Origin of the sequence: Algiphilus sp. (assembly GCF_023145115.1) — a bacterium.
In the GTDB taxonomy this organism is placed as follows: Bacteria; Pseudomonadota; Gammaproteobacteria; order Nevskiales; family Nevskiaceae; genus Algiphilus.
Map to the genome: position 1 here is coordinate 1 of NZ_JAGLEJ010000010.1, position 22,319 is coordinate 22,319.

The window sequence follows — 22,319 nt, forward strand, 5'->3', positions numbered from 1 at the left end:
TTGCACTTGATTCTTGAGACCAGCTGGCCAAGCGGAGCTGAAGTTCGACGAATGCGACATCGATGTTGCCAAGCTGGAAACGAAGCAAATCTGGGAGCGACTACGATCTTACCTGCCTCTATATACGTTGTTCCGATCGGATCGAGAAAATACCGAGAGCGATAGCGAAGTGCAGGATCCAATGCGGCTCGCGGTCCGTCAGATAATGGAGGATCCAGAGATCCAGAGAGATCTGGATGGAATTGCAGGACGCGTGCGGGATCGACTCTCCGAGGTCGCAGATGGGACCTTAGAAAAACTCAATGAGATGAATCCGGAACTTGCCAAGTCCCTCAGCCCGCGGATTCCGCCTACGGAAGAGCTAAAGTGGGCCGACGTATTCAAAAACGTTTCGGTAACCGGTGATGAAGAGATTCCGCTAAACAAGCGCGGTAGCGGAGTAAAGCGATTGGTTCTCCTCAACTTCTTCAGAGCCGAAGCAGACCGCCGCCAGCGTGAGGCTGGCGGGCAATATGTCGTCTATGCAATCGAAGAGCCGGAGACGTCCCAGCATCCCGACCACCAACGACTTCTTACGAATGCGCTGGCCAAAGTGGCGGAATCTGAGGGCAGCCAGGTAATACTCACAACTCATAGCCCGGAAATCGTGAAGCAACTCCGTTTCGACGATCTGCTTTTAATATCTGGGCAAGAGCAGCGGTGCGTGAATCCTGTCAAGGAAAAGGATCTTCCGTACCCAAGCTTGAACGAAGTTAATTATGTGGCGTTCGGGGAAGCTTCGGCCGAGTATCACAATGAGCTGTACGGGCATATCGAAGAATGTGGGCGGCTGACTGAGTATAACCGAGACAAGCCAACGATCACTTACCGGCGAGAGCGGAGAGGCGCGGTAGTCGAAGAGCAGAAGACGCTGACGGAGTATATTCGGCATCAGATACACCATCCAGAAAACACGCACAACGACCGCTACTCGAGTGAGGCTCTCGAGGAATCTATCGGCACGATGCGGGAGTTTATTCGAACGCAAGTTGGTGCTGGTGCGGAGATATAACTAGCGGCTTCAGCCGACCGCTCAACCGCTATGCGGTTTCGCAGAGACTGAGCCATGTCGTTGGATTGTTTTTCGGGGCAGTAGGGAGTCGCGCAGATGAATAAAATAACGGAAGGAAGGATTGACACATATCCAGGCCCAGTGCCTACACGAGATATATCCTACTTTTTGTACTTGTTCCGTGCGGTTTATGTCGCTGGAGTAGAGGCTGGTTACGATAGGATTCCCGATGAGCAATTGACTGACGATCTTATCAAGAGTGCTGTTTCGAAAATCGCCGCATCGATCAAGAACATACCAAGGGAAGAACTTTCGCGCCTCGCCACTAGGCGCCTGCCAGATGAACTCGAACTCGCGCTCGATGATATTGTTCGGGAGAACCCGATCCGAGTGACTTTCTGTGCAGCCACACTGGCGCTTACTGCCGCCGTGATATTGTCTGGTGGGAGTTTCGAATTCGGGCCATTGAAGGTTGAACTTCCCCCGCTTGGCGAAGGTGTCCAAGAGCTCCGGCAGGCTTTTGGGCGACCAGAAAACGACCCGAAACCCCGAGGTAATGATGATGGCCCTCCCTCATTGGGAATGTAAAATCCAATAACGCACGTCATCCGACGCCGTGACCGCCACGCGGTTCCGGCGCGGCTGAGCGCCACGTTAAACAGAAGTCCGCTATTGGCACAAAGCGGACATCACCGCGAGCAACGCGTCGGGGGCCTCCTCTACCCGTGAAGGCAACAGGCCACTTTCGCGGCCCTCGCGCACCCGTGTCGCGCCAACCGCCCGCTACTCGAGTGACGCCCTGACCTCTTCTGCAGCGCGAATGCCGGACTGCAGCGCGCCGTCGAGGTAGCCGGTCCATTCCGTGGCGGTTTCGGTGCCGGCCCAGTGAATCAGGCCGCAGGGTTCGCGGATGGCGCTGCCGTAGAGGGTCATGACGCCGGGCGGGGTGTGGGCCACGTAGCCACCCAGGCTCCAGGGTTCCTGGATCCAGTCCTGGTCGATGTAGCCGATGGGGTTGGCGGCGTCGGGGCCGAAGTAGGCTTCGAGGTCGGCCACGGCCTGGCGGCGGCGCGCGGCCTCGCCTTCCGCGCTCATCGCCACGGCGTGGGCGCCGTCCATGAAGCCGACAAGCATGCCGATGCTTTCGTCGGGCGGGGTCTGGTCGAAGACGACGTTGAAGTGGTGCCGGTTGCTGACGGCGGTGCCGTTGAAGCCCTGGCCGCGCCAGAACGGGGTTTCGTAGGCCACGTGCACCTTGATGACCGCGCCCATCGGCATGCGCTGCAGCAGGCCCAGCCGGCGCGCGGGCAGCGGCACGGCGTAGTCCACGCCGGCGGCCAGCGCGGGCGGGACGGCCATGATCAGGCGCCGGCCGACGAAGGTGCCCCGGGGCGTGGTCACGCGGACGCGGTCCTGCTCCTGCTGCACCGCCTGCACGGGGGCTTCGAGGACGAGCCGGTCGCCGAGGCGCTCGGCCATGATGCGCGGGATCTGCCACGCGCCGCCCACGAACTTGTCCTGCTGGGCGCCGCCCTCGATGCCGATCAGCGCTTCGAGACCATGGCCCTGCCGCATGTATTCCAGGAGGCAGAGATAGGACACCTGCCCGGGCTCGGCGCAGAGCAGCGCACGGGTGACGATGCGCAGGAACTCGCGGGCGGCGTGTGTGCGCACGTGCTTGCAGATCCAGCTCTCGACGGATTCGGCGTCCCACGCGGCGGCTCGGTCGGCGGACCAGGGCGCGCCGGGCGGCAGGGTGCGGACTTCGCGCTGCCAGCGGCGCTCCAGCAGCCCGAGCTCGAGCAGCGAGCGCCAGGGCAGCTTCGGGATGTCCGACGCGTAGGCCTGTCGCTTGCCGTCGAACCACAGGATGCTGCGGCCTTCCTGGTACTGCGGATACGTGCGGACGCCGAGCGCTTCGGCTTCCTTCAACAGCAGCTTCTGATCCGGGCCGACCCACTGCCCGCCCAGATCGATGGTCTGGCCGCAGAGAGTGCCGGGCTTCGAGCGACCGCCGACGCGGTCGCGCGCTTCCAGCAGCACGACGTCGCGGCCGGCAGCAGTGAGCTCGCCGGCGGCCTTCAGGCCGGCGAAGCCGGCGCCCACCACGATGGCGTCCCGGGTGATGTCGGTGTCCTGCATGGCGTTACCTGCTCTGCGCGATCGCGGTTTGAGTTTATTGAACGCGTTTATTAAAATCAACGCGATGAGCACGGGGCGCAGCCAACCATCGCGGCGGGGCCGGCCGGCGCGCAGCACCGAGCAGGCGGAAGCCGACCGCAGCCGCATCATCGCCTCGGCACGGGCGCTGTTCGCCGCCGAGGGCTACGCCGGGGTGTCGGTGCGCAAGATCGCCGCCGGCGCCGGCTGCTCGCCGGCCGCGGTCTACACGGTGTTCCCGAGCAAGCGCCGGATCCTGCACTCGATCTGGGAGCAGATATTCGCGTCCCTGATGACGGCGCTCGAACGCACGCACGCGCAGACGACCGGTCCGGACCGGCTGGAAGCGCTGTGCCTGAGCTTCATCGATTTCTGGCTGCAGCGCCCGGACGACTACCGCGCCATCTTCCTCATCGAGGACCGGCCGCAGGGGACGCAGGACGGCTTCTTCGTGGACAGCTCCGCCGCCCTGCCGCGCATGGCCATCCTGCGGCAGAGCATCGAGGACGCGCAGCGCCGCGGCGAGATCCGGGCGGATGACCCGGACCACATCGGCAATGTCCTGCTCTGCGGGCTGCAGGGCATCGCCCTCAACCTCATCACGATTCCGGAGTACCCCTGGGGCGATCCGGAGCGGCTCAAGCGCGACACCATCCGCACGCTGCTCGCCGGCCTGCGCTGACGGCGGACCGGCCGCGGGGGCCGGCCCGCCCTCGCCCTACCAGCCATATTCGGCCAGCTTCATCTTCACCATCAGCCGCAGGAAGTCCCAAACGGCCGCCACCTGATCCCACGCCGAGGGCTCGGCCTCGGCGCGCTGGCGGATGTAGTGCCGCAGGGCGGCGGTCTCCGCGTCGCTCAGCTCCGGGAAGTCGGGCATGCCGCGGCCGAGCAGCGCGCCGTCGCGGACGATGGCATCGAAGCTTTCGGCGGACAGCGGGACCGCGGAGGCGCGCAGGTCGGGCGCGTAGCCGCCGGCGATGGCGGCGGTGCCGTGGCAGATGACGCACAGGCGCCCGAACACCTTCTTGCCCTGCTCGGCCTTGGCGGCGTCGACCACGAAGTCGCTGCCCGGCAGCGGCTCGGGCCGCCCCGGCGCGGGGGACTCGGGCAGCTCGGCGTCGCCGTCCAGCGCGAACACCAGCAGGCGCCGCGGATGCTCGCGCCCGACCCAGCCGTGCTGCGCGCCGAGCGAGCCCAGCAGCATCTGGCTGCCGCCCCAGCCGGCGAGGATGGCAACGTACTGGCGGCCGTCGACGCTGAAGGTCATGGGCGCGGCCTGGGTGCCCACGCCCATGTCGTAGGCCCACAGCGCCTCGCCTGTGCCGGCGTCGTGCGCCTGGAGCTGGCCGTCGGCGCGGCCCTGGAACACCAGGCCGCCGGCCGTGACGATGACGCCGCCGTTGACCACGCCGGGGGTCTCGACCTCCCAGGTTCGGGTCTGGGTCACCGGATTCCACGCTTCCAGCTTGCTGCTGCCGGCGCTGGCCGGGATGTCGTCGTAGAACCCCTTGAGACCCATGGGATCCTTGCTGGTCAGCTTCCAGGTCTTGGGCTCGCGTCCCTCGTCGTTGTAGTAGCCCGGCATCTCGCGGGTGGGGATGTAGGTCAGCCCGGTGTCGGGGCTGAAGGCCATCGGGTGCCAGTTGTGCACGCCGCCGGAGCCGGGCCAGATCAGCGCCTCGCCGTCCTCGTAGCGCGCGCCCGGCACCTCGACGGGACGGCCGGTATCGGGGTCGATGCCCTCGGCCCAGGTGACCTTGCCGAGCTTCTCGGCGGAGATGAGCGCGCCGTCCTCGCGGTCCAGCACATAGAAGAAGCCGTTCTTGGGCGCGTGCAGCAGGGCCTTGCGCGGCTCGCCGTCGATGGTCAGATCGGCCAGCACCATGTCCATGGCGGAGTTGAAGTCCCAGCTCTCGCCGGGCGTGGTCTGGTAGTGCCAGACGTATTCGCCGGTGTCGGCGTCCAGCGCCACCACCGAGCACAGGAAGAGGTTGTCGCCGCCGTCGGGCGAGCGCAGCTTGTGGTTCCAGGGCGAGCCGTTGCCGGTGCCGATGTAGATGCGGTTGAACTCGGGGTCGTAGGTCATGGCGTTCCAGACCGTGCCGCCGCCGCCGAATTGCCACCACTCGCCGGTCCAGGTCTCGGCCGCCATGGCCATGGCTTCGTTCTCGAAGCCGTCCGCGGGGTTGCCGGGCACGGTGTGCCAGCGCCAGCGCTGCTCGCCGGTCTCGGTGTCGTAGGCGGTGACGTAGCCGCGCACGTGGCCGAAGTCGGCGCCGCCGTGGCCGATGATGACGGTGTCGTTGAAGACCCGGGGCGCGCCGGTGATGTAGCGATTGTCGCCGGGCTCGGTGGTCAGCACCGACCACTCCGGCTTCCCGGTTTCGGCGTCGATGGCGATGAGGCGGCCGTCCTGCACGCCGACGTAGACGCGCCCCTTCCAGAAGGCCAGCCCGCGGATGCCCCACGCCATGCGCATCTTCTTCGGGTCGACCTCGGGGTCGTAGGTCCAGAGCAGCTCGCCGCTGACGGCGTCGAGGGCGTAGACCTCGCTGTAGCCGACGGCGGCGTAGATCACCCCGTCCACGGCCAGCGGCTGCGAGGACATGTTCCAGACATCGTTCAGCTCGCGGCTCCAGGCCAGCCCGAGGCGGCCGACCGAGTCGCGGTCGATCTGGTCGAGCGGGCTGTAGCGCTGCTCGTCGAAGGTGCGGCCCCAGGCCGCCCAGTTGCTGCCGTCGGCGGTATCGGCCAGCGCCGCCTGGTCCACCGCGGCCTGCGCCGCGCCGCAGCACAGCATGGCCGCGCCCATCATCAGCCGGATGCTCATGGTCGTCTCCCCTTGTCGTTGTCCGCCAACCTAGCCGCGAAGCAGCGGCGCGGCCTCCTGCAAAAGCGGTAGCCCGTCGTCGGGGCGCTAATCCACCGGTACCGCGCCCGCGCGCCGTCGCCGTTGCTGCGGGGCCTCGCCCGCCCAGCGCTTGTAGGCGTGCGAGAACGCCACCGCATCGCCGAACCCGAGCTCGGCGGCGATGCTGTCCATGCCGCGCGTGGTCTCGGTGAGCAGCTGTTCGGCGCGCTGCTCGCGGACCCGCCTGAGCAGGTCGGTGAAGGACACGCCCTCCGCCGCCAGCCGCCGCTGCAAGGTGCGGGGCGTCATGTAGAAGGCGGCGGCGAGCGCGCCCAGATCCGGCACGACGGCGCTGCGCTCCAGACGGGAGCGCACCGCGTCAGCGAAGCGGAAGGGCTGTTCGAGATCGCGCGACATGCGCGCGCACTGGGCCTCGTAGAAGGTGCGCAGCGCAGTGTTGGCATGCGGCATCGGCTGGTTCAGCACTTCGGCCGGGATCACCACGCGGTTGCACTCGGCGCCGAAGCTCACGGCGCAGCCGAAGAAGGCATCGTAGGTGTCGGGGTCCCCGCGGCAGTCGTGCCGGAACTGCACGTGGCGCACGCGCAGCGGGGCGGTCTGCACTTCCTCGATGATGACGAAGGCGCAGGCGAGGTCGCGCTCGGCGAGGAAGGGCTCCGCCGCGCCCACCCGCGGCGGCGCACGCAGGTCGATCTCGATGTCGCCGCGTCGCTGGCGGATCTCGCAGTCGACGACGCCCCAGGCCAGGCGCGGATAGCGCAGCATGAGACGCAGGATCTGCAGCGGGGTGTCGCAGGCGAGCATGGCCAGACCCAGAACCGAGAACCCGGTGACGCGGTACTCGCGCGCGAGATCGAGGCTCGCTTCCGGATCGCCCAGTGCCCGGATGACGCCGTGCATCAGGTCGAGCTCGCGATCGATGGCAATGGTGTAGGACGGATCCATCAGGCCGAAGCGGTCTATGCCGGCCGCCGCCAGCAGCGGCGCCACCTCGATGCCGCGCCTTTCGAGCAGGGTGACCACCGGCAGCAGTCCGTACGCGAGGCGGATGTCGGACCAGAAGGACCCGCTCAGCGGGAGTGTCCCGGGTGGTGCCGATGCCATGAGCGCCTCCGATCGTGTGTCGCGAAATATCAAGCATATGACTTGATGCATCATTCCGGAAGGCGGCCGGCACGGGCAGCATGGCTACCGTCGCGAAATAATCAGACAGCGAGGAGCACGCAATGACCGGAAACCCGCCCATCGGATCGCACTGGGCCCGCAACGGCGGCCAGCCGCGCATCGCCGTGATCGGCGCCGGCATGTCCGGCATCGGCGCGGTGATCAAGCTGGAGAAGGCCGGCTACACCGATGTCACGGTCTTCGAGAAGACCGGCGAGATCGGCGGCACCTGGCGCGAGAACCGCTATCCCGGCCTGTCGTGCGACGTGCCGTCGTACTTCTATCAGTACACCTTCGCCCCCAACCCGGACTGGTCGCACCGCTTCTCGTACGGCCCGGAGATCCAGGCGTACCTGAAGCGCACGGCCGAGCGGTTCGGCGTGATGCCGCGCATCCGCTTCAACGCACCGGTGACCGAGCTGCGCTACGAGGCGCCGCGCTGGCACCTGCGCGCCGGAGACGGCGAGGCCGAGGTCTTCGACATCGTCATTGCCGCCACCGGCGTGCTGCATCACCCGTCGGTGCCGGACTTCCCGGGGCTGGACGATTTCCGGGGAACGGCATTCCACACCGCACGCTGGCCCGAGAACCTCGACCTCACCGGCAAGAAGGTCGGCATCATCGGCACCGGCTCGACCTCGGCACAGATCGTCGGCGCCATCACCGACCAGGTGGCGCGCGTGAGCCTGTTCCAGCGCACCGCGCAGTGGATCCATCCGCTGCCGCAGAAGCGCTACGGGGAACGCTGGAAGGGGCTGCTCAGGCGCATTCCGGCGCTCAACAGGGCGGCCTATCGCGGCGTGTCCTTCACCATCGACCAGACCTTCGTGCGCGCCACGCTGGGCAGCCCGGTGATGCTGCGCTACCTGGCATGGATGTGCCGGCGCAACCTGCGCAGGAACGTGCCGGACCCCGAGCTGCGCGCGAAGCTGACCCCCGACTACCGGGCCGGCTGCAAGCGCATGATCTTCTGCTCGACCTTCTATCCGGCGATATCGAAGGACAACGCCGAGCTGGTGACCGCCGGCATCGACCGCATCGAGGCCGACGGCGTGCGCACCGCCGACGGCACGCTGCACGAGCTGGACGTGCTGGTGCTCGCCACCGGCTTCAAGGCCAGCAACTTCATCCTGCCGACGCGCGTGATCGGCGAGAACGGCGTCGAGCTGGGCAGCCAGTGGGACGGCATCCCGCGCGCCCACCGCGCCACCACCATGCCCGGCTTCCCCAACTTCTGGATGCTGGAGGGACCGACCGGCCCGGTGGGCAACATCTCGCTGTTCATGATCAGCGAGCAGCAGATCGACAACCTCATCCTGAGCCTGGACGAGATGCGCGCCCGGGAAGCGGTGGCAATGGCACCGCGACAGGATGCCTTCGAGCGCTACAACGCCGATATGGCCCGAGCCGTGCGCGGCACCATCTGGTTCACCGGCGGCTGCAACAGCTGGTACCTCGATCGCAACGGCGTGCCCAACATCTATCCCTGGGCGCCGCGCCGCTTCCGCCGCGAAATGCAGAACCCCGACTTCAGCGAGTTCCGCTTCATGCGCGACGAGGCCGAGGCGATCGCCGCCGATCGCGCCGCCGCCGTCACGGCCTGACGCAGGCTTCCGCCGCCGGCCGCCCGATGCGGCCGCGGCGCGGCATCAGCGCGCGTCGGCCGTTGCCGACGCGGTCTCGGGCCGCGCCTCGGCCAGTACGGCACCGAGGCGCTCGACCTCGTCCGAGATGATGCCGTCCACGCCGAAGCCGACCAGCTCGCGCATGCGGTCGGCGTCGTTGACGGTGTAGACACTGATGTCGAAGCCGCGGTCGTGGATCTCCTCGACCACCGCGGCATCGACGCGCGCGTGACCCGGATTCACCGAATCGGTGAAGGACGCGAGGAAGCGCCATTCATCCTCGTTGCCGGGCGGGCCGCCGAGCACCGCGTTGGGGACATCCGGATGCAGATTGGCGTACTCGGCCATGAAGTCCCAATCGAAGGACTGCACGATCAGCGGCTGCACCGCCCGGCCGTCCACCACCCAGCCGGCGTCGCTCAGCGTGTCGGCCACGGCCGGCGCCATGCCCGGATACAGCGACGGACTCTTGACCTCCAGCAGCAGACCGGCGCGCCCGTCGAGCGCGGCGAGCACTTCGGCCAGCGTCGGCACCGGCTCGCCGCGATAGTCCGGGCCACCCGGATGGCGCCGCGTGAACCAGGTACCGGCGTCCAGCGCGGTGATCGCCCCGGCGGTGAAGGCCCCCACGCGCCAGGGCGGGCGCAGCGGATGCTGCACCTCGACGTTGGTCGTGCGGGCCAGGGAGGTGTCGTGCATGACGACGATCACGCCGTCCGAGGCCATCTGCACGTCGACCTCGATGTAGTCCGCGCCGGCGGCAATGGCGCGCTCGACCGCGATCAGCGTGTTCTCGGGCGCCACCGCCGAGTAGCCGCGGTGGGCGATGTTGAGCACGCCGGACGGATTGTCCCCCGGCGCCGGCTCGGGTCCGGGTGCATGCATGACCGGCGCCGAGTCGCCGCACGCGGCAAGGCACGCCGTCACCCCCAGCATCACGAATGCCCGCATCGATGCGGCCTCCCCCTCGTTCTTCTGGCGCCAGCCTAGCCGGAATCGGTGACAGGGTGGTGATGGAAGGGCAGGCGCGCCGCCACCTGCCGGTTCCGGCGACGACCGGCCGTCGCGCCGCCGTGGCAAGGGAACTGCAACGCGGGTGCCGTATTCTGTTCATGTTCCGCGCGGTGCCGCGCATCCCAGGGAGTCCGCCGCATGGCGCCGCCACTGACCCGACGCCACTTCGTCCATTCCGTGGGCGCGCTCGCCGCCGTGCCCCTGCTGCCCGGCTGCGACGATTCCGCAGCGCCGGGCGGGCAGCCCGGCACCCCGCAGGCGCGGCCCGAGACCGCCGCCTTCGCGCACGGCGTCGCCTCCGGCGACCCGCTTCCGGACGCGGTGATCCTGTGGACGCGCGTGACCGTGCCCGAGGCCACCGCGCCCTTCGCGGTGCGGTGGACGGTGGCGCACGACGAGGGACTGGTCGATGTCGTCGCCGAGGGCGAGGCCGCCACCGCCGCCGGGCGCGACTACACGATGAAGGTGGATGCGGGCGGCCTCGCGCCCGACCGCTTCTACTGGTACGGATTCACGGTCGAGACCGCGTCCGGCCGCGTGCACTCGCCGGTGGGCCGCACGCGCACCGCGCCGGCGGCGGATGCCGACCCGGATGCGCTGCGCTTCGCGGTGGTCACCTGCGCCGACTACACGCGCGGGTTGTACAACGCCTATGCCCGGGTCGCGGAGCTGGACGACATCGCCGCGGTCATCCACCTCGGCGACTACATCTACGAGAACGACCGCAAGAACGCGGTACGCCGGCACGAGCCGCCGGTGGAGCTGGTCGCCCTGCCCGAGTACCGGCGCCGATACGCCTGCTACCGCGAGACCGCCGAGCTGCAGGCGGTGCACGCGCGCCACCCGATGATCTGGGTGTGGGACGACCACGAGACCTGCGACGGCACCTGGCGCGAAGGCGCCGATCCGTCGAACCACGACGACGCCGAGCACGGCCCCTTCGCGGACCGCAAGGCCGCCGCGCTGCAGGCCGCGCTGGAGTGGATGCCCATCCGCAGCCCGGACCCCGCGGTTCCGGAGCGCATATACCGCTCCTTCCGCTTCGGCAATCTCGCCGACCTGGCGATGCTGGATACCCGTCGCATCGGTCGCGACCGGCAGGGCGAGCCCAACGCCGGCCCGCTGTTCACGCAGAGCGGCGATTTCGCCGACCCCGAGCGCCACATCCTGGGCGCCGAGCAGGAAGCGTGGCTGTCCGATCACTTCGCGAACGGCAGCAGCGCCTGGCGGTTGATCGGCAACCAGGTGGTGTTCGCGCCGCTGCTGGCGGTGGGCACGCCGGATGCGCTGGGTCTGAGCCTCTACGCCAACCCGGACCAGTGGGACGGCTACGCACCGGCCCGCGAGCGCGTGCTGGCGATGATGGAGGGGCTGGACAACGTCGTCTTCCTGACCGGCGACGTGCACGCCAGCATGGCCTTCGACATCGCCGCGGACCCGGCCAATCCGCTGGTCTACGACGGCCTGAGCGGGCGCGGCAGCCACGGGGTCGAGTTCGTGACGCCGAGCATCTCCTCCGGCGGCGAGGCCGAGGCCCGCCCGGACGACCTCGAGGAATGGCTGGAACAGCTGCTGCTGCGCGGCGCCGGCGTGCTGCGCCTGACCAACCCGCACCTCAAGCTGTTCGAGGCCACGCGCTGCGGCTACATCACGCTGGACGTGCGCCGCGAGGCGCTGCGCGCGGAGTACTGGCTGATCCCGACCGTCATGGAGGAAACCACCGAGCAGACCCTGCGCTTCGCCTTCGACGTGGCCGCCGGCGTGCCGCGGGCGGTGGAGGATCTGTCAGTGCGGCTGGGCGGCGGGTAGCCGCCGTCAGGCCGCCATGCCCTCCACCGTCAGGCGGTGCACATCGGTGCGCTGGCTGGCGTGCTCGACCGTGATCGCGCAGACATTTCCGCGGCCATCGAGATCCAGAAGCGTATCCTCATCAAGGTCCCGCGTATCGACAATTGCGCCGGTACGGAACTCGATGTAGAGGGTGTCCGTGTCTTCGAAGTACTGGACCTTCATGGCGTAAATCCGCGGTCGAAGAATGCATTGTGGACGGTCTCGCCATCTGCCAGCAATACCACCCGCAGGTATCGCCCCTCCATTTCGGGAATCGCGGCCCAGCGTCGAATGCGGCCGTCGCCCTGTACCTGCTCGCGCTGCGGTGACGCCACGACGCGGCGAATCCATTCGTCGCGAATCACCAGGCGGTCCGGCCGCAGGCGCACTGACTCGAAGTAGCGCGTGCACTTGAGCACCACGGCAAAGCTCGGGACCGCCTAGTGCAGACCGGCCGGCGGCGGCGGCTGGTCGTCGGCGCTGGCGTTCTCGGCCGCGAACAGCGCCTGCACCTGCGCGGCATCGTAGTGATAGCCGGCGCCGCAGAAGTCGCAGTGCACGGTGACGCTGCCCTGCTCGGCGACGATGTCGCGCACTTCCTTTTCGCCCAGGGACAGCAGCATGCGCGAGATGCGCGCCTGCGAGCAGGAGCAGGCCACTTCCATGGGGAGCGGCCCGTAGAGCTGCAGCGCCTCGGCATGGAAGAGCCGGTGCAGCATGGTGGCGGGGCTCTGCGCGAGGATCTCGGTGTCCTCGACCGTATCGATCAGCGCGCCGACATGCTCCCAGCCGGCGTCGGCCTGCGTCTCCGGCAGGCGCTGCAGCAGCAGCCCGGCGATGGTGTCGCCCTCGCAGGCCAGCACGAAGCGCGTCGGCAGCTGCTCGCTTTGCGCGAAGTACCCTTCCAGCGCCTCGGCGGCGCGGTGCGCCTCCAGCGGCACCAGGGCCTGATAGCTGCGTCCCGAGCGCGGCTCGATGGTGACGGCGAACACGCCGCCCCGGGTCAGCTCGGCGAAGTCGCCGCTCGCCTCGCCGCGGGTCCGGGCCATGCCGCGGGTGCGCAGGGTGTCCTCGGTCTGCACGACCATCAGCGCCAGCTGATCGCTGCTCTGGATCTGCAGGCTCATGCGCCCCTCGAACTTCAGATGCGCGGCCATCAACGGTGCCGCCGCGCAGAGCTGCCCGAGCAGACGGCGCACGTCCGGCGGCTGCCCCTGGCTGTCGAGCATCGATGCCACGCCGGCGGATACGCGCAGGATGGCGCCGCGCACGCCGTGTTCCGGCAGCAGGAACGGCGTCACGTGCTCGTCGGGGGCCTGTTCGGGAGAGATGGGCATGGCGTGATCATCGACAACGAAATGGCGCTGCGCCGCGACCGAGGGCGGTACAGCCGTGGCTCCCTTCTCCCCGGCGGGGAGAAGGGCCGGGGATGAGGGGGCCACACGCGACGCGATGCCGCAAGCGACCGGCCGGCTCGCGCCGGCACCCCCTCCCCCAATCCTCTCCCCCGACGTCGGGGGAGAGGGCAACGTGGTGTCAGCCCGCCGGCCCCAGCTTCTCCTTGAGCAGCCGATTCACCGCATCCGGATTCGCCTTGCCGCCGGTGGCCTTCATGACCTGACCGACGAAGAAGCCCAGCAGCTTCTCCTTGCCGCCCTTGTACTGCGCGTACTGGTTGGGATTGTCGGCGATGACCTGGTCGATGATCCCGGCGATGGCGCCGTCGTCGGTGATCTGGCGAAGGCCCTTGGCCTCGATGATGGCGTCGGCATCGCCCTCGCCGGCCATCATGGCCTCGAAGACCTCCTTGGCGATCTTGCCGGAGATGGTCTCGTCGGTGATGCGCGCCACCAGCCCGGCCATCTGCGGCGCCGACACCGGCGACTCGGTGATGCCGAGGCCGGCCTTGTTGAGCGCGCCCAGCAGGTCGGTGATGACCCAGTTGGCGCACAGCTTGGCCTCGCCGCCGGCGGCATCGACCATGGCTTCGTAGAAGTCGGCCAGCGGCTTCTCGCCGGTGAGCACGGTGGCGTCGTACTTCGACAGGCCGTACTGCTCCTGGAAGCGGGCGCGCTTGTCGACTGGCAGCTCGGGCAGCGATGCGCGCGCCTCGTCGATGAAGGCGGCGTCACAGTGCACCGGCAGCAGGTCGGGATCCGGGAAGTAGCGGTAGTCGTGCGCGTCCTCCTTGCTCCGCATGGCGCGCGTGGTGCCGCTGCCGGGATCGAAGAGGCGGGTCTCCTGCTGGATGCTGCCGCCGCCCTCGAGCACGTCGACCTGGCGGTTGATCTCGTGGGCGATGGCCTTCTCGACGTAGCGGAAGGAATTGACGTTCTTGGTCTCGGTCCGCGTGCCGAACTGCTCCGTGCCGACCCGGCGCACCGAGACGTTGGCGTCGCAGCGGAAGGAGCCTTCCTGCATGTTGCCGTCGCAGATGCCCAGGTAGACCACGATCTGGTGCAGCTTCTTGAGGTAGGCGACGGCCTCGGCGGGCGTGCGGATGTCCGGCTCGGAGACGATCTCGATGAGCGGCGTGCCGGCACGGTTGAGGTCGATGCCGGAGGCGCCCACGAAGCCCTCGTGCAGAGACTTGCCGGCATCCTCCTCCATGTGCGCGCGGGTGATGCCGATGCGCTTGGTGGCCTCGCCCAGCTCGACATCGAGGTGGCCGTTGGCGACCACCGGCAGCTCGTACTGCGAGATCTGGTAGCCCTTGGGGAGGTCCGGGTAGAAGTAGTGCTTGCGCGCGAACACGCACACCGGCGCGATGTCGGCATCGACCGACAGGCCGAACATCACGGCCATGCGCAGCGCCTCGCGGTTGAGCACCGGCAGCACGCCCGGCATGCCGAGGTCGATGGCCGAGGCCTGGGCATTGGGCGACGCGCCGTAGGCGGTCGAGGCGCCCGAGAAGATCTTGGATCGGGTGGAGAGCTGACAGTGGACTTCGAGGCCGATGACGGCCTCCCAGCCCTCCGGCATCGCAAAGGCGGTGTCGTTCATGCGAAAGCCCCGGGGAAACGCGTGTGCCAGTCCGTCGCCTGCTGGTAGGCGTGTGCCGAGGCCAGCAGACGCCCCTCGTCGAAGTGCTTGCCGATGAGCTGCGCGCCCACCGGCAGTCCGTCGAGCATGCCGCACGGCATCGACAGCGCCGGCAGGCCGGCCAGATTCGCGGCGATGGTGTAGATGTCGTTGAGGTACATGGTCACCGGATCATCGGTCTGCTCGCCGATGCCGAAGGCGGTGCCCTGCGTGGTCGGCCCGAGGATGACGTCGACCTGCTCGAAGGCCTTGCGGAAGTCGTCGGCGATCAGCTGCCGCACCTTCTGCGCCTGCAGGTAGTAGGCATCGTAGTAGCCGTGCGACAGCACGTAGGTGCCGATCATGATGCGGCGCTGCACCTCGTCGCCGAAGCCCTCGCCGCGCGAGCGCTTGTAGAGGTCCTCGAGATTGGCCGGGTCCGCGCAGCGATAGCCGTAGCGCACGCCGTCGTAGCGCGACAGGTTGCTGGAGGCCTCGGCGGGCGCGACCACGTAGTAGGTCGGCACCGACAGCGGCGAATTGGGCAGCTGGATGGGCACCAGCGTGGCGCCGAGCTTCTCCAGCTCGGCGGCGGCGGCCTCCACGGCCGCGCGCACGGCCGGGTCGAGGCCCTCCGCGAAGTACTCCGCTGGCAGGCCCACGCGCAGCCCCGCCACCGGCTGGTCCAGCGCGCCGGCGTAGTCGTCCACCGGCCGCTCGACGCAGGTCGAGTCGCGCGGGTCGAAGCCGGACATGGCCTGCAGCACCAGCGCCGCATCGGCGGCCGAATGCGCCACCACGCCGGCCTGGTCCAGTGAGGACGCGAACGCCACCATGCCGTAGCGCGAGACGCGGCCGTAGGTCGGCTTGATGCCGGTCAGGCCGGTGAGCGCGGCGGGCTGGCGGATGGAACCGCCGGTGTCGGTGGCGGTGGCCACCGGCGCCAGACCGGCCGCCACTGCGGCCACGCTGCCGCCCGAGGAGCCGCCGGGCACGCGCGCGGTGTCCCACGGGTTCTTAGTGGGGCCGTAGAAGCTGGTCTCGGTGGACGAGCCCATGGCGAACTCGTCCATGTTCACCTTGCCCAGCGTCACCATGCCGGCGGCATCGAGCAGCTCGACGATGTGGGCGTCGTAGGGCGCGATGAAGTTGTCGAGCATCCTCGAGCCGCAGGCGGTGCGCACGCCCTGGGTGCAGAACAGGTCCTTGTGGGCCAGCGGGATGCCGGTCAGCGGCCCGCCCTCGCCCTTGTCCAGGCGCGCATCGGCGGCCGCGGCCTGCTCGAGGGCGCGCTCGGCGGTGACGGTGACGTAGCTGTTGAGCTCGCCGTCGAGCTTGTCGATGCGGCCGAGGAAGTGCTCGGTCAGCTCGCGGCTGGAAAAGTCGCGGCGGCGCAGGCCTTCGGCGAGCGCGGCCAGGGATTGCGTATGCATGGGGACCCCGGGGTTTATTCGATGACGCGCGGCACGCGGTAGAGGCCGTCGACGGCCTCGGGAGCGATCGCCTGATAGCGCTCGCGCTGGTCGCTCTCGGTGACCGCGTCCTCGCGGCCGCGCTGGGGCATGTCGACGGGATGCGCCATGGGCGTCACGCCGTCGGTGTCGGCGGCGCGCAGCGCGTCCACCATGCCGATGATGGCGTCGAGCTCGGTGCCCAGCCCCTCCAGGCGCGATTCGTCGATGCCCAGGCGCGCGAGATGCGCGACGTGGCGGATCTGATCGGTGGTCAGACTCATGCTGCCTCGTATGCGTGCAGGCCCGTGCACCGGCAGGGTGCCGGGATGGCGCCGGCGCAGCGGGCGGAAGCGGGAAAATACATTATGATGATCGGCATATCTTAGCTCTTGTGCAGGCGGACCGCCGCCCGGGGGACGGCCCGGGGAACGGCTCGAGATGGCCGTCGCGGCCTACCTGTCCACCACCATTCCTCATTCGTGCCACGTAACTGATGCTCGACGCATTTCGCCGCCTCTTCATCAACGACCTGTCCATCGACCTGGGCACGGCAAATACGCTGGTCTATGCCCGGGATGAGGGCATTGTCCTCAACGAGCCCTCGGTGGTGGCCATCCGCACCGAGGCCGGCGGGCGCAAGCGCGTCGAGGCCGTCGGCACGGACGCCAAGGAAATGCTCGGCCGCACGCCCGGGAACATCTCCACCGTGCGCCCGCTGCGCGACGGCGTCATCGCCGACTTCACCGTCACGGAGAAGATGCTGCAGCACTTCATCCGCAAGGTGCAGCGCGGCCGCATGCTGCGGCCGATGACGCGCGTCGTGGTGTGCGTGCCGCACGGCTCGACGCAGGTCGAGCGCCGCGCCATCCGCGAGTCGGTGGAGAATGCCGGCGCGCGCAAGGTGTTCGTCATCGAGGAACCGGTGGCGGCGGCGCTGGGCGCCGGCATCCCCATCGGCGAGGCACGCGGCTCGATGGTGCTGGACATCGGCGGCGGCACCTCCGAGGTCGGCATCATCAGCCTCAACGGCATCGTCTTCGCCGAAAGCGTGCGCATCGGCGGCGACAAGTTCGACGAGGCGATCATGAATTACGTCCGGCGGCAGTACAACATGCACGTCGCCGAGCCCACCGCCGAGCGCATCAAGATCAAGATCGGCACCGCCTTCCCGGGCCACGAGGTGCAGGAGATCGAGATCGTCGGCCGCCACGCCGCCGCCGGCGTGCCGCGCACCTTCACGATGAACTCCAACGAGGTCCTCGACGCGCTGCAGGAGCCGCTCACCGGCATCGTCGCGGCGGTCAAGAAGGCGCTGGAGAAGACGCCGCCCGAGCTGGGCGCCGACATCGCCGAGCGCGGCATCGTCCTGACCGGCGGCGGCGCGCTGCTGCGCGATCTGGACAAGCTGCTCTCCGAGGAAACCGGCCTGCCGGTGATCGTCGCCGACGATCCGCTCACCTGCGTGGCGCGCGGCGGCGGCCTGCTGCTCGACATGCTCGACCGTCAGGGCGAATTCCTGACGCCCGAGTAACTGCATCCGGCTCGCTGCGGCGGCCGTGTTGACGACCGGCGCTGCCGCCGTATGCTCGTGGCACCCGGCGGCCCGCCGCCCGCTGTAGCCCACTCGATGCCTTGAACACGCTCAGTCGACCGCGACGCCCGCTCTTTCAACGCAACGGAACGGGGAGCCGACGCGCTCTCGCGTTGCTGATGCTGAGCGCGGCCATGCTCGCCTTCGACGCCCGCACCGACCGCCTCGCGCCGCTGCGCAGCGCGGCCATGACCGCCGCGGAACCGCTGCTGTGGGCAGCCGAGCAGCCCGCCCGCCTGCACCGCTTCGTGACCTTCCTGAACCTGCGCGCCGAGGAGATGGGCGCCCTCGAGCAGCTCCAGCGCACCCACCTGCGCCTGCTGGCGCGGGTTCAGCGCATCGAGGCCCTGGAGGCCGAGAACCGCCGCCTGCGCGCGCTGCTGTCGTCCACCGAGGTGCTGGAAGCGCGCGCGCTGGTCGCCGAGGTCCTGGCCGCCAGCCAGGACCCGTACCAGCAGCGCCTGACGCTCAATCGCGGCAGCGAGCACGGCGTCTACCGCGGTCAGGCGGTGATCGACGCCAACGGCGTGCTCGGCCAGATCATGCGCGTGCACCCGCGCTCGGCGAGCGCGCTGCTGGTGACCGACCCCGACCACGGCATTCCGGTGGAGGTCAACCGCACCGGTCTGCAGACCATCGCGGTGGGACGCGGCGACGGCCAGTCGCTGTCGCTGCCGTATCTGCCGGGCAACGCCGACATCCGCGTCGACGATCTGCTGGTCTCGTCCTCGCTGGGCGGGCGCTTCCCGTCCGGCTACCCGGTGGCGCGCGTCAAGGAAGTGCGCTACGAGCCGGGCGACAGCTTCATGGAGGCCATCGCGCTGCCCGAGGCGCGCGTCAACCAGAGCCGGCAGGTGCTGCTGCTGTGGAACGAGCAGGCAGCCGCCGATGCCGCCGCGGATGCGGCGCCGGCGACCGCCGGTGCCGACGGCGCGGCGTCGCCGGACGACGGCGACCCCGATGGCGGCACCGCTGCCGATGCCGCGACCGGCACGGATGACACGGCGGCCGAATCGGCGGAGGCCACCGAATGACGCTCCTGCGCGACAGCCTGCTGATGCTCGGCCTGATGGCCGCCGCGCTGCTGCTCATGCTGCTGCCACTGCCCGAGCCGCTGCTGCCGTTCCGTCCGGCCTGGCTGCTGCTGGTGCTGTCGGCATGGACCCTGCAGCGTGGCCACGAAGTGGCACTGCCGGGGGCGTTCCTCGCCGCCCTGCTGCTGGACGCCGCGCGCGGCGTGACCCTGGGGCTGCACGGCGTCGCGCTGCTGATCCCGCTGGCCATCGTCGTCCAGTGGCGCGCGCCGCTGCGCGCCCTGCCGCTGTGGCAGTCGGCCCTGGCGGCGATCGGCCTGTTCGTGCTCCACGCGGCGCTGCTGACGCTGCTCGACGGCATCACCGGCGAGCACAGCGACGCATCGGCGCACTGGTGGCCGATCCTGCTTTCGACCCTGCTCTGGCCGCTGGCGGTGCTGCTGCTGCAGCCGCGCCCGGACAGCAACCGACCGGGCTGACGTGGGGAATTTCGATCGCATTCGCGATCTCTACGCGGAACGGCGCACCTTCTTCGCGCGCGTCTTCGTCGCGATCCTGGGCTGCACCGCGCTGAGTCTGCTCCTGATATGGCGCGCCTTCGATCTGCAGGTGCTGCAGCACGAGCAGCTATCGACCCGCTCCAACGACAACCGCATGCGGCTGGTCACGGTACCGCCGGTGCGCGGCCTCATCTTCGACCGCAACGGCGTGGTGCTGGCGCAGAACAGTCCGGCCTACGTGCTCGAACTGGTTCCCGAGCAGGTCCGGGACATCGACGCCACCCTCGACCGCCTCGGCGAGATCGTGAGCATCTCGCAGGCCGACATCGACCGCTTCCGCGAGCGCCTGGCACGCACGCCGCGCTACCGCGGCGTGCCCATCCGGACCCGGCTGAGCTTCGAGGAGGTGGCACGCTTCCAGGTCAACCGGCACGAGTTCCCGGGCGTGGACGTACGCGCCGGCCTCACCCGCGAGTACCCGCTGGGCGCGTCCATGGCCCATCTCGTGGGCTACGTCGGCGGCGTCACCGAGCGCGACCTGCAGACCTTCAATGCCGCCGACTATCGCGGCACCACGCACATCGGCAAGACCGGCGTCGAGCGCGAATACGAGGAACTGCTGCACGGCAGCACCGGCGCCAAGATCGTCGAGACCAACGCCACCGGGCGGCCGCTGCGCGATCTCGAGTACCGCCCCGGCGAACCCGGCGCCAACCTGCATCTGACCGTGGACGCGCGCCTGCAGAAGGTCGCCGAGGCGGCGCTGGAAGGGCTCGAGGGTGCGATCGTGGCCATGGATCCGCGCAACGGCGAGGTGCTGGCGCTGGTCTCGCGCCCGGCCTTCGAGCCGCGCTACTTCGTGGACGGCATCTCGCACGAACGCTACAACGCGCTCAACAGCGACCCGCGGCGTCCGCTGTTCAACCGCGCGCTCGCCGGCACCTACCCACCGGGCTCGACCATCAAGCCCATGATGGGCCTGATCGGCCTGGAGGAGCACGTCGTGGGGGCGCATCAGCGGGTCTACTGTCCCGGCCACTACGAGCTGCCCAACGTCACCCGCCGCTTCCGCGACTGGAAGCGCCAGGGCCACGGCTGGGTGGACCTCGAACGCGCCATCGCGGAATCCTGCGACGTGTACTACTACCATCTGGCGCACGAGCTCGGCATCGACCGCATCGAGCGCATGCTGGGCTGGTTCGGGCTCGGGCAGGACACCGGCATCGATCTGCCCGGAGAGCGCGCGGGCATCGCGCCGTCGCGGGCGTGGAAGCGCGCCGCGCGGGGCGAGGTCTGGTTCCCGGGCGAAACGCTCAACATCGGCATCGGTCAGGGCTACATGACGATGACCCCGCTGCAGATCGCGGCCATGACCGCGCGCGTCGCCACCCGCGGCGGCGGCATGCGGCCGCACGTGCTGAAGGCGGTGGAACGCGTCGCCGAGGGCCGCACGGTGGCGCAGCCGCAGGAAGCGCTCCCCGAGGTGCCGGTGGCGGACGAGGGGCACTGGCAGGCGGTGGAGGACGGCATGGTGGCGACCATGCACAGCGTCGGCGGTACCGCCCACCGCAGCGGCCGCGACGCCGCCTACACCATCGCCGGCAAGACCGGCACGTCGCAGGTCGCCGGCCTGGCGCAGGAGGAGGCCGCACCCGACGCCGAGGATGTGCCGAAGCGCCTGCGCGACCACGCGCTGTTCACGGCCTACGCGCCGGCGGACGATCCGCGCATCGTCATCGCGGTGCTGGTCGAGCACGGCGGCAGCGGCAGCTCGGCGGCAGCCCCCATCGGCCGGGAGGTGCTCGATGCCTGGCTCATCGACCAGGCGGCAGTGGTGGCCCCCGAGCTGCCCCCGCAGGAGACGACGCCATGAACCCGCTGAGCGCCGAGAGCGGCCGCGAGGGCAGTTCGGTACCGGGCTTCTTCCCGCGCCAGCATCTCGACGGCCCGCTGCTGGGCCTGATCCTGCTGCTCATGGCGGTCAGTCTGGCGACGCTGTACAGCGCCACCGGCCAGGATGCCGGTGCAGTCTGGAGCCAGACCAAGCGCCTGGGACTGGGCCTGGTGGTGCTGGTGGTGTGCGCCCGCATCCCGCCCGACGGCTATCGCGCCGCTGCACCTGCGTTCTATACGGTGACCGTCCTGCTGCTCGCGCTGGTGCTGCTGCTCGGCGATGCCTCGAAGGGGGCCCAGCGCTGGCTGGATCTCGGCGTGGTGCGCTTCCAGCCATCCGAGCTCATGAAGCTCGCCATGCCGATGGCGGTGGCCACCTACCTGCACACCACCGGCGTGGCGCCGGGCGTGCGCCGGTTGCCGGTGGTGCTGCTCATCATCGCGCTGCCGGTGGGCATGGTGATGGTGCAGCCCGACCTGGGCACCTCGCTGATGATCGGCATGACCGGCCTCATCACGCTCTATCTGGGCGGTCTGCGCTGGCGCTGGATCGGCGGCTTCGCGGCGACGGTGGCCGCGGCGCTGCCGATCCTGTGGTTCAACATGCACGACTACCAGCGCTCGCGCGTCCTCACCTTCCTCAGTCCGGAACGCGACCCGCTGGGTGCCGGCTATCACATCACCCAGTCGAAGATCGCCATCGGCTCGGGCGGCGTGGTCGGCAAGGGCTGGGGCGAAGGCACCCAGGCCAGCCTGGATTTCCTGCCCGAATCGCATACCGACTTCATCTTCGCGGCCTTCGCGGAGGAGACCGGGCTGCTCGGCGCCATGCTGCTGATCCTGCTGTATCTGGCCGTGACAAGCCGCTGCCTGGTGATCGCGCTGCGCGGCCAGGAGACCTTCCAGCGCCTGCTCGGCGGCAGCCTCGGCATCATCTTCTTCCTCTATGTCTTCATCAACGTCGGCATGGTGTGCGGTCTGCTGCCGGTGGTGGGTGTGCCGCTGCCGTTGATGAGCTTCGGTGGCACCTCGGTGGTCAGTCTGCTCGCCGGCTTCGGCATACTCATGTCCATCCAGACGCACCGCAAGCTCGTCCCCAGCTGATCG

The 22,319-nt window shown here is 69.0% G+C and carries 20 protein-coding genes; 10 read left to right on the forward strand and 10 right to left on the reverse strand.

Annotated features, from left to right (window positions below; genetic code table 11):
* Window positions 1-13: 13 nt before the first annotated feature.
* Window positions 14-1,051 carry an ATP-binding protein gene (locus KAH28_RS02695; RefSeq protein ID WP_290574265.1) on the forward strand — a complete coding sequence of 346 codons (1,038 nt, stop codon included), beginning with the start codon at window positions 14-16 and terminating at the stop codon, window positions 1,049-1,051.
* A gap of 96 nt (window positions 1,052-1,147) precedes the next feature.
* On the forward strand, window positions 1,148-1,639 hold the full coding sequence (locus tag KAH28_RS02700) for a hypothetical protein (protein ID WP_290574266.1): 492 nt from the start codon (window positions 1,148-1,150) through the stop codon (window positions 1,637-1,639).
* Between the two features lie 195 nt (window positions 1,640-1,834).
* Here the strand turns inward: KAH28_RS02700 and KAH28_RS02705 are convergent, their stop codons facing one another.
* Complete coding sequence (locus KAH28_RS02705) at window positions 1,835-3,193, reverse strand: FAD-dependent oxidoreductase (RefSeq protein WP_290574267.1); 1,359 nt, start codon at window positions 3,191-3,193, stop codon at window positions 1,835-1,837.
* A 64-nt stretch (window positions 3,194-3,257) separates the two neighbouring features.
* On the opposite strand from KAH28_RS02705, the gene KAH28_RS02710 reads away from it, so the two are divergent.
* A complete protein-coding gene (locus KAH28_RS02710; RefSeq protein WP_290574268.1) occupies window positions 3,258-3,893 on the forward strand; it encodes a TetR/AcrR family transcriptional regulator in 636 nt (211 codons plus the stop codon).
* Window positions 3,894-3,929: 36 nt separating this feature from the next.
* On the opposite strand, the gene KAH28_RS02715 is transcribed toward KAH28_RS02710, so the two are convergent.
* Window positions 3,930-6,044, reverse strand: coding sequence for a PQQ-dependent dehydrogenase, methanol/ethanol family (locus KAH28_RS02715; RefSeq protein WP_290574269.1), 2,115 nt, complete (start codon window positions 6,042-6,044; stop codon window positions 3,930-3,932).
* A gap of 87 nt (window positions 6,045-6,131) precedes the next feature.
* Window positions 6,132-7,190, reverse strand: coding sequence for an AraC family transcriptional regulator (locus tag KAH28_RS02720; protein ID WP_290574270.1), 1,059 nt, complete (start codon window positions 7,188-7,190; stop codon window positions 6,132-6,134).
* Window positions 7,191-7,312: 122 nt separating this feature from the next.
* On the opposite strand from KAH28_RS02720, the gene KAH28_RS02725 reads away from it, so the two are divergent.
* Window positions 7,313-8,854, forward strand: coding sequence for an NAD(P)/FAD-dependent oxidoreductase (locus KAH28_RS02725; RefSeq protein ID WP_290574271.1), 1,542 nt, complete (start codon window positions 7,313-7,315; stop codon window positions 8,852-8,854).
* 45 nt (window positions 8,855-8,899) lie between these two features.
* On the opposite strand, the gene KAH28_RS02730 is transcribed toward KAH28_RS02725, so the two are convergent.
* Window positions 8,900-9,826, reverse strand: coding sequence for a glycerophosphodiester phosphodiesterase family protein (locus tag KAH28_RS02730; RefSeq protein ID WP_290574272.1), 927 nt, complete (start codon window positions 9,824-9,826; stop codon window positions 8,900-8,902).
* A 201-nt stretch (window positions 9,827-10,027) separates the two neighbouring features.
* Between KAH28_RS02730 and KAH28_RS02735 the strand changes: the two genes are divergently transcribed.
* Complete coding sequence (locus KAH28_RS02735) at window positions 10,028-11,698, forward strand: alkaline phosphatase D family protein (protein ID WP_290574273.1); 1,671 nt, start codon at window positions 10,028-10,030, stop codon at window positions 11,696-11,698.
* A 6-nt stretch (window positions 11,699-11,704) separates the two neighbouring features.
* Here the strand turns inward: KAH28_RS02735 and KAH28_RS02740 are convergent, their stop codons facing one another.
* From KAH28_RS02740 to gatC, 6 genes are all read right to left on the reverse strand, one after another.
* Window positions 11,705-11,902, reverse strand: coding sequence for a DUF2283 domain-containing protein (locus KAH28_RS02740; protein WP_290574274.1), 198 nt, complete (start codon window positions 11,900-11,902; stop codon window positions 11,705-11,707).
* Window positions 11,899-12,141 (reverse strand): hypothetical protein, encoded by a 243-nt coding sequence (locus KAH28_RS02745; protein WP_290574275.1) that lies wholly within the window; start codon window positions 12,139-12,141, stop codon window positions 11,899-11,901. The genes KAH28_RS02740 and KAH28_RS02745 overlap by 4 nt, the downstream gene beginning before the upstream one ends.
* 18 nt (window positions 12,142-12,159) lie before the next feature.
* A complete protein-coding gene (locus KAH28_RS02750) occupies window positions 12,160-13,056 on the reverse strand; it encodes an Hsp33 family molecular chaperone HslO (RefSeq protein ID WP_290574276.1) in 897 nt (298 codons plus the stop codon).
* 199 nt (window positions 13,057-13,255) lie between these two features.
* Window positions 13,256-14,701, reverse strand: a complete 1,446-nt coding sequence (gene gatB / locus KAH28_RS02755) for an Asp-tRNA(Asn)/Glu-tRNA(Gln) amidotransferase subunit GatB (protein WP_366918113.1) — start codon at window positions 14,699-14,701, stop codon at window positions 13,256-13,258.
* A 17-nt stretch (window positions 14,702-14,718) separates the two neighbouring features.
* Window positions 14,719-16,173 (reverse strand): Asp-tRNA(Asn)/Glu-tRNA(Gln) amidotransferase subunit GatA, encoded by a 1,455-nt coding sequence (gene gatA, locus KAH28_RS02760; protein WP_290574278.1) that lies wholly within the window; start codon window positions 16,171-16,173, stop codon window positions 14,719-14,721.
* A gap of 14 nt (window positions 16,174-16,187) precedes the next feature.
* Entirely contained in the window at window positions 16,188-16,475 is a 288-nt protein-coding gene (gene gatC, locus KAH28_RS02765) for an Asp-tRNA(Asn)/Glu-tRNA(Gln) amidotransferase subunit GatC (protein WP_290574279.1), read from the reverse strand.
* Between the two features lie 212 nt (window positions 16,476-16,687).
* On the opposite strand from gatC, the gene KAH28_RS02770 reads away from it, so the two are divergent.
* The 5 genes from KAH28_RS02770 (at window position 16,688) to rodA (ending at window position 22,316) form a co-directional block, all read left to right on the forward strand.
* Window positions 16,688-17,725, forward strand: a complete 1,038-nt coding sequence (locus tag KAH28_RS02770; RefSeq protein WP_290574280.1) for a rod shape-determining protein — start codon at window positions 16,688-16,690, stop codon at window positions 17,723-17,725.
* 179 nt (window positions 17,726-17,904) lie between these two features.
* On the forward strand, window positions 17,905-18,819 hold the full coding sequence (mreC, locus tag KAH28_RS02775) for a rod shape-determining protein MreC (protein ID WP_290574281.1): 915 nt from the start codon (window positions 17,905-17,907) through the stop codon (window positions 18,817-18,819).
* Window positions 18,816-19,298: a rod shape-determining protein MreD gene (gene mreD / locus KAH28_RS02780; RefSeq protein ID WP_290574282.1), complete on the forward strand. Its 483-nt coding sequence runs from the start codon at window positions 18,816-18,818 to the stop codon at window positions 19,296-19,298. Before mreC ends, mreD begins: the two co-directional genes overlap by 4 nt.
* A gap of 1 nt (window position 19,299) precedes the next feature.
* Window positions 19,300-21,192, forward strand: coding sequence for a penicillin-binding protein 2 (gene mrdA / locus KAH28_RS02785; RefSeq protein ID WP_290574283.1), 1,893 nt, complete (start codon window positions 19,300-19,302; stop codon window positions 21,190-21,192).
* Window positions 21,189-22,316 carry a rod shape-determining protein RodA gene (gene rodA / locus KAH28_RS02790; RefSeq protein WP_290574284.1) on the forward strand — a complete coding sequence of 376 codons (1,128 nt, stop codon included), beginning with the start codon at window positions 21,189-21,191 and terminating at the stop codon, window positions 22,314-22,316. The genes mrdA and rodA overlap by 4 nt, the downstream gene beginning before the upstream one ends.
* Window positions 22,317-22,319 lie beyond the last annotated feature (3 nt).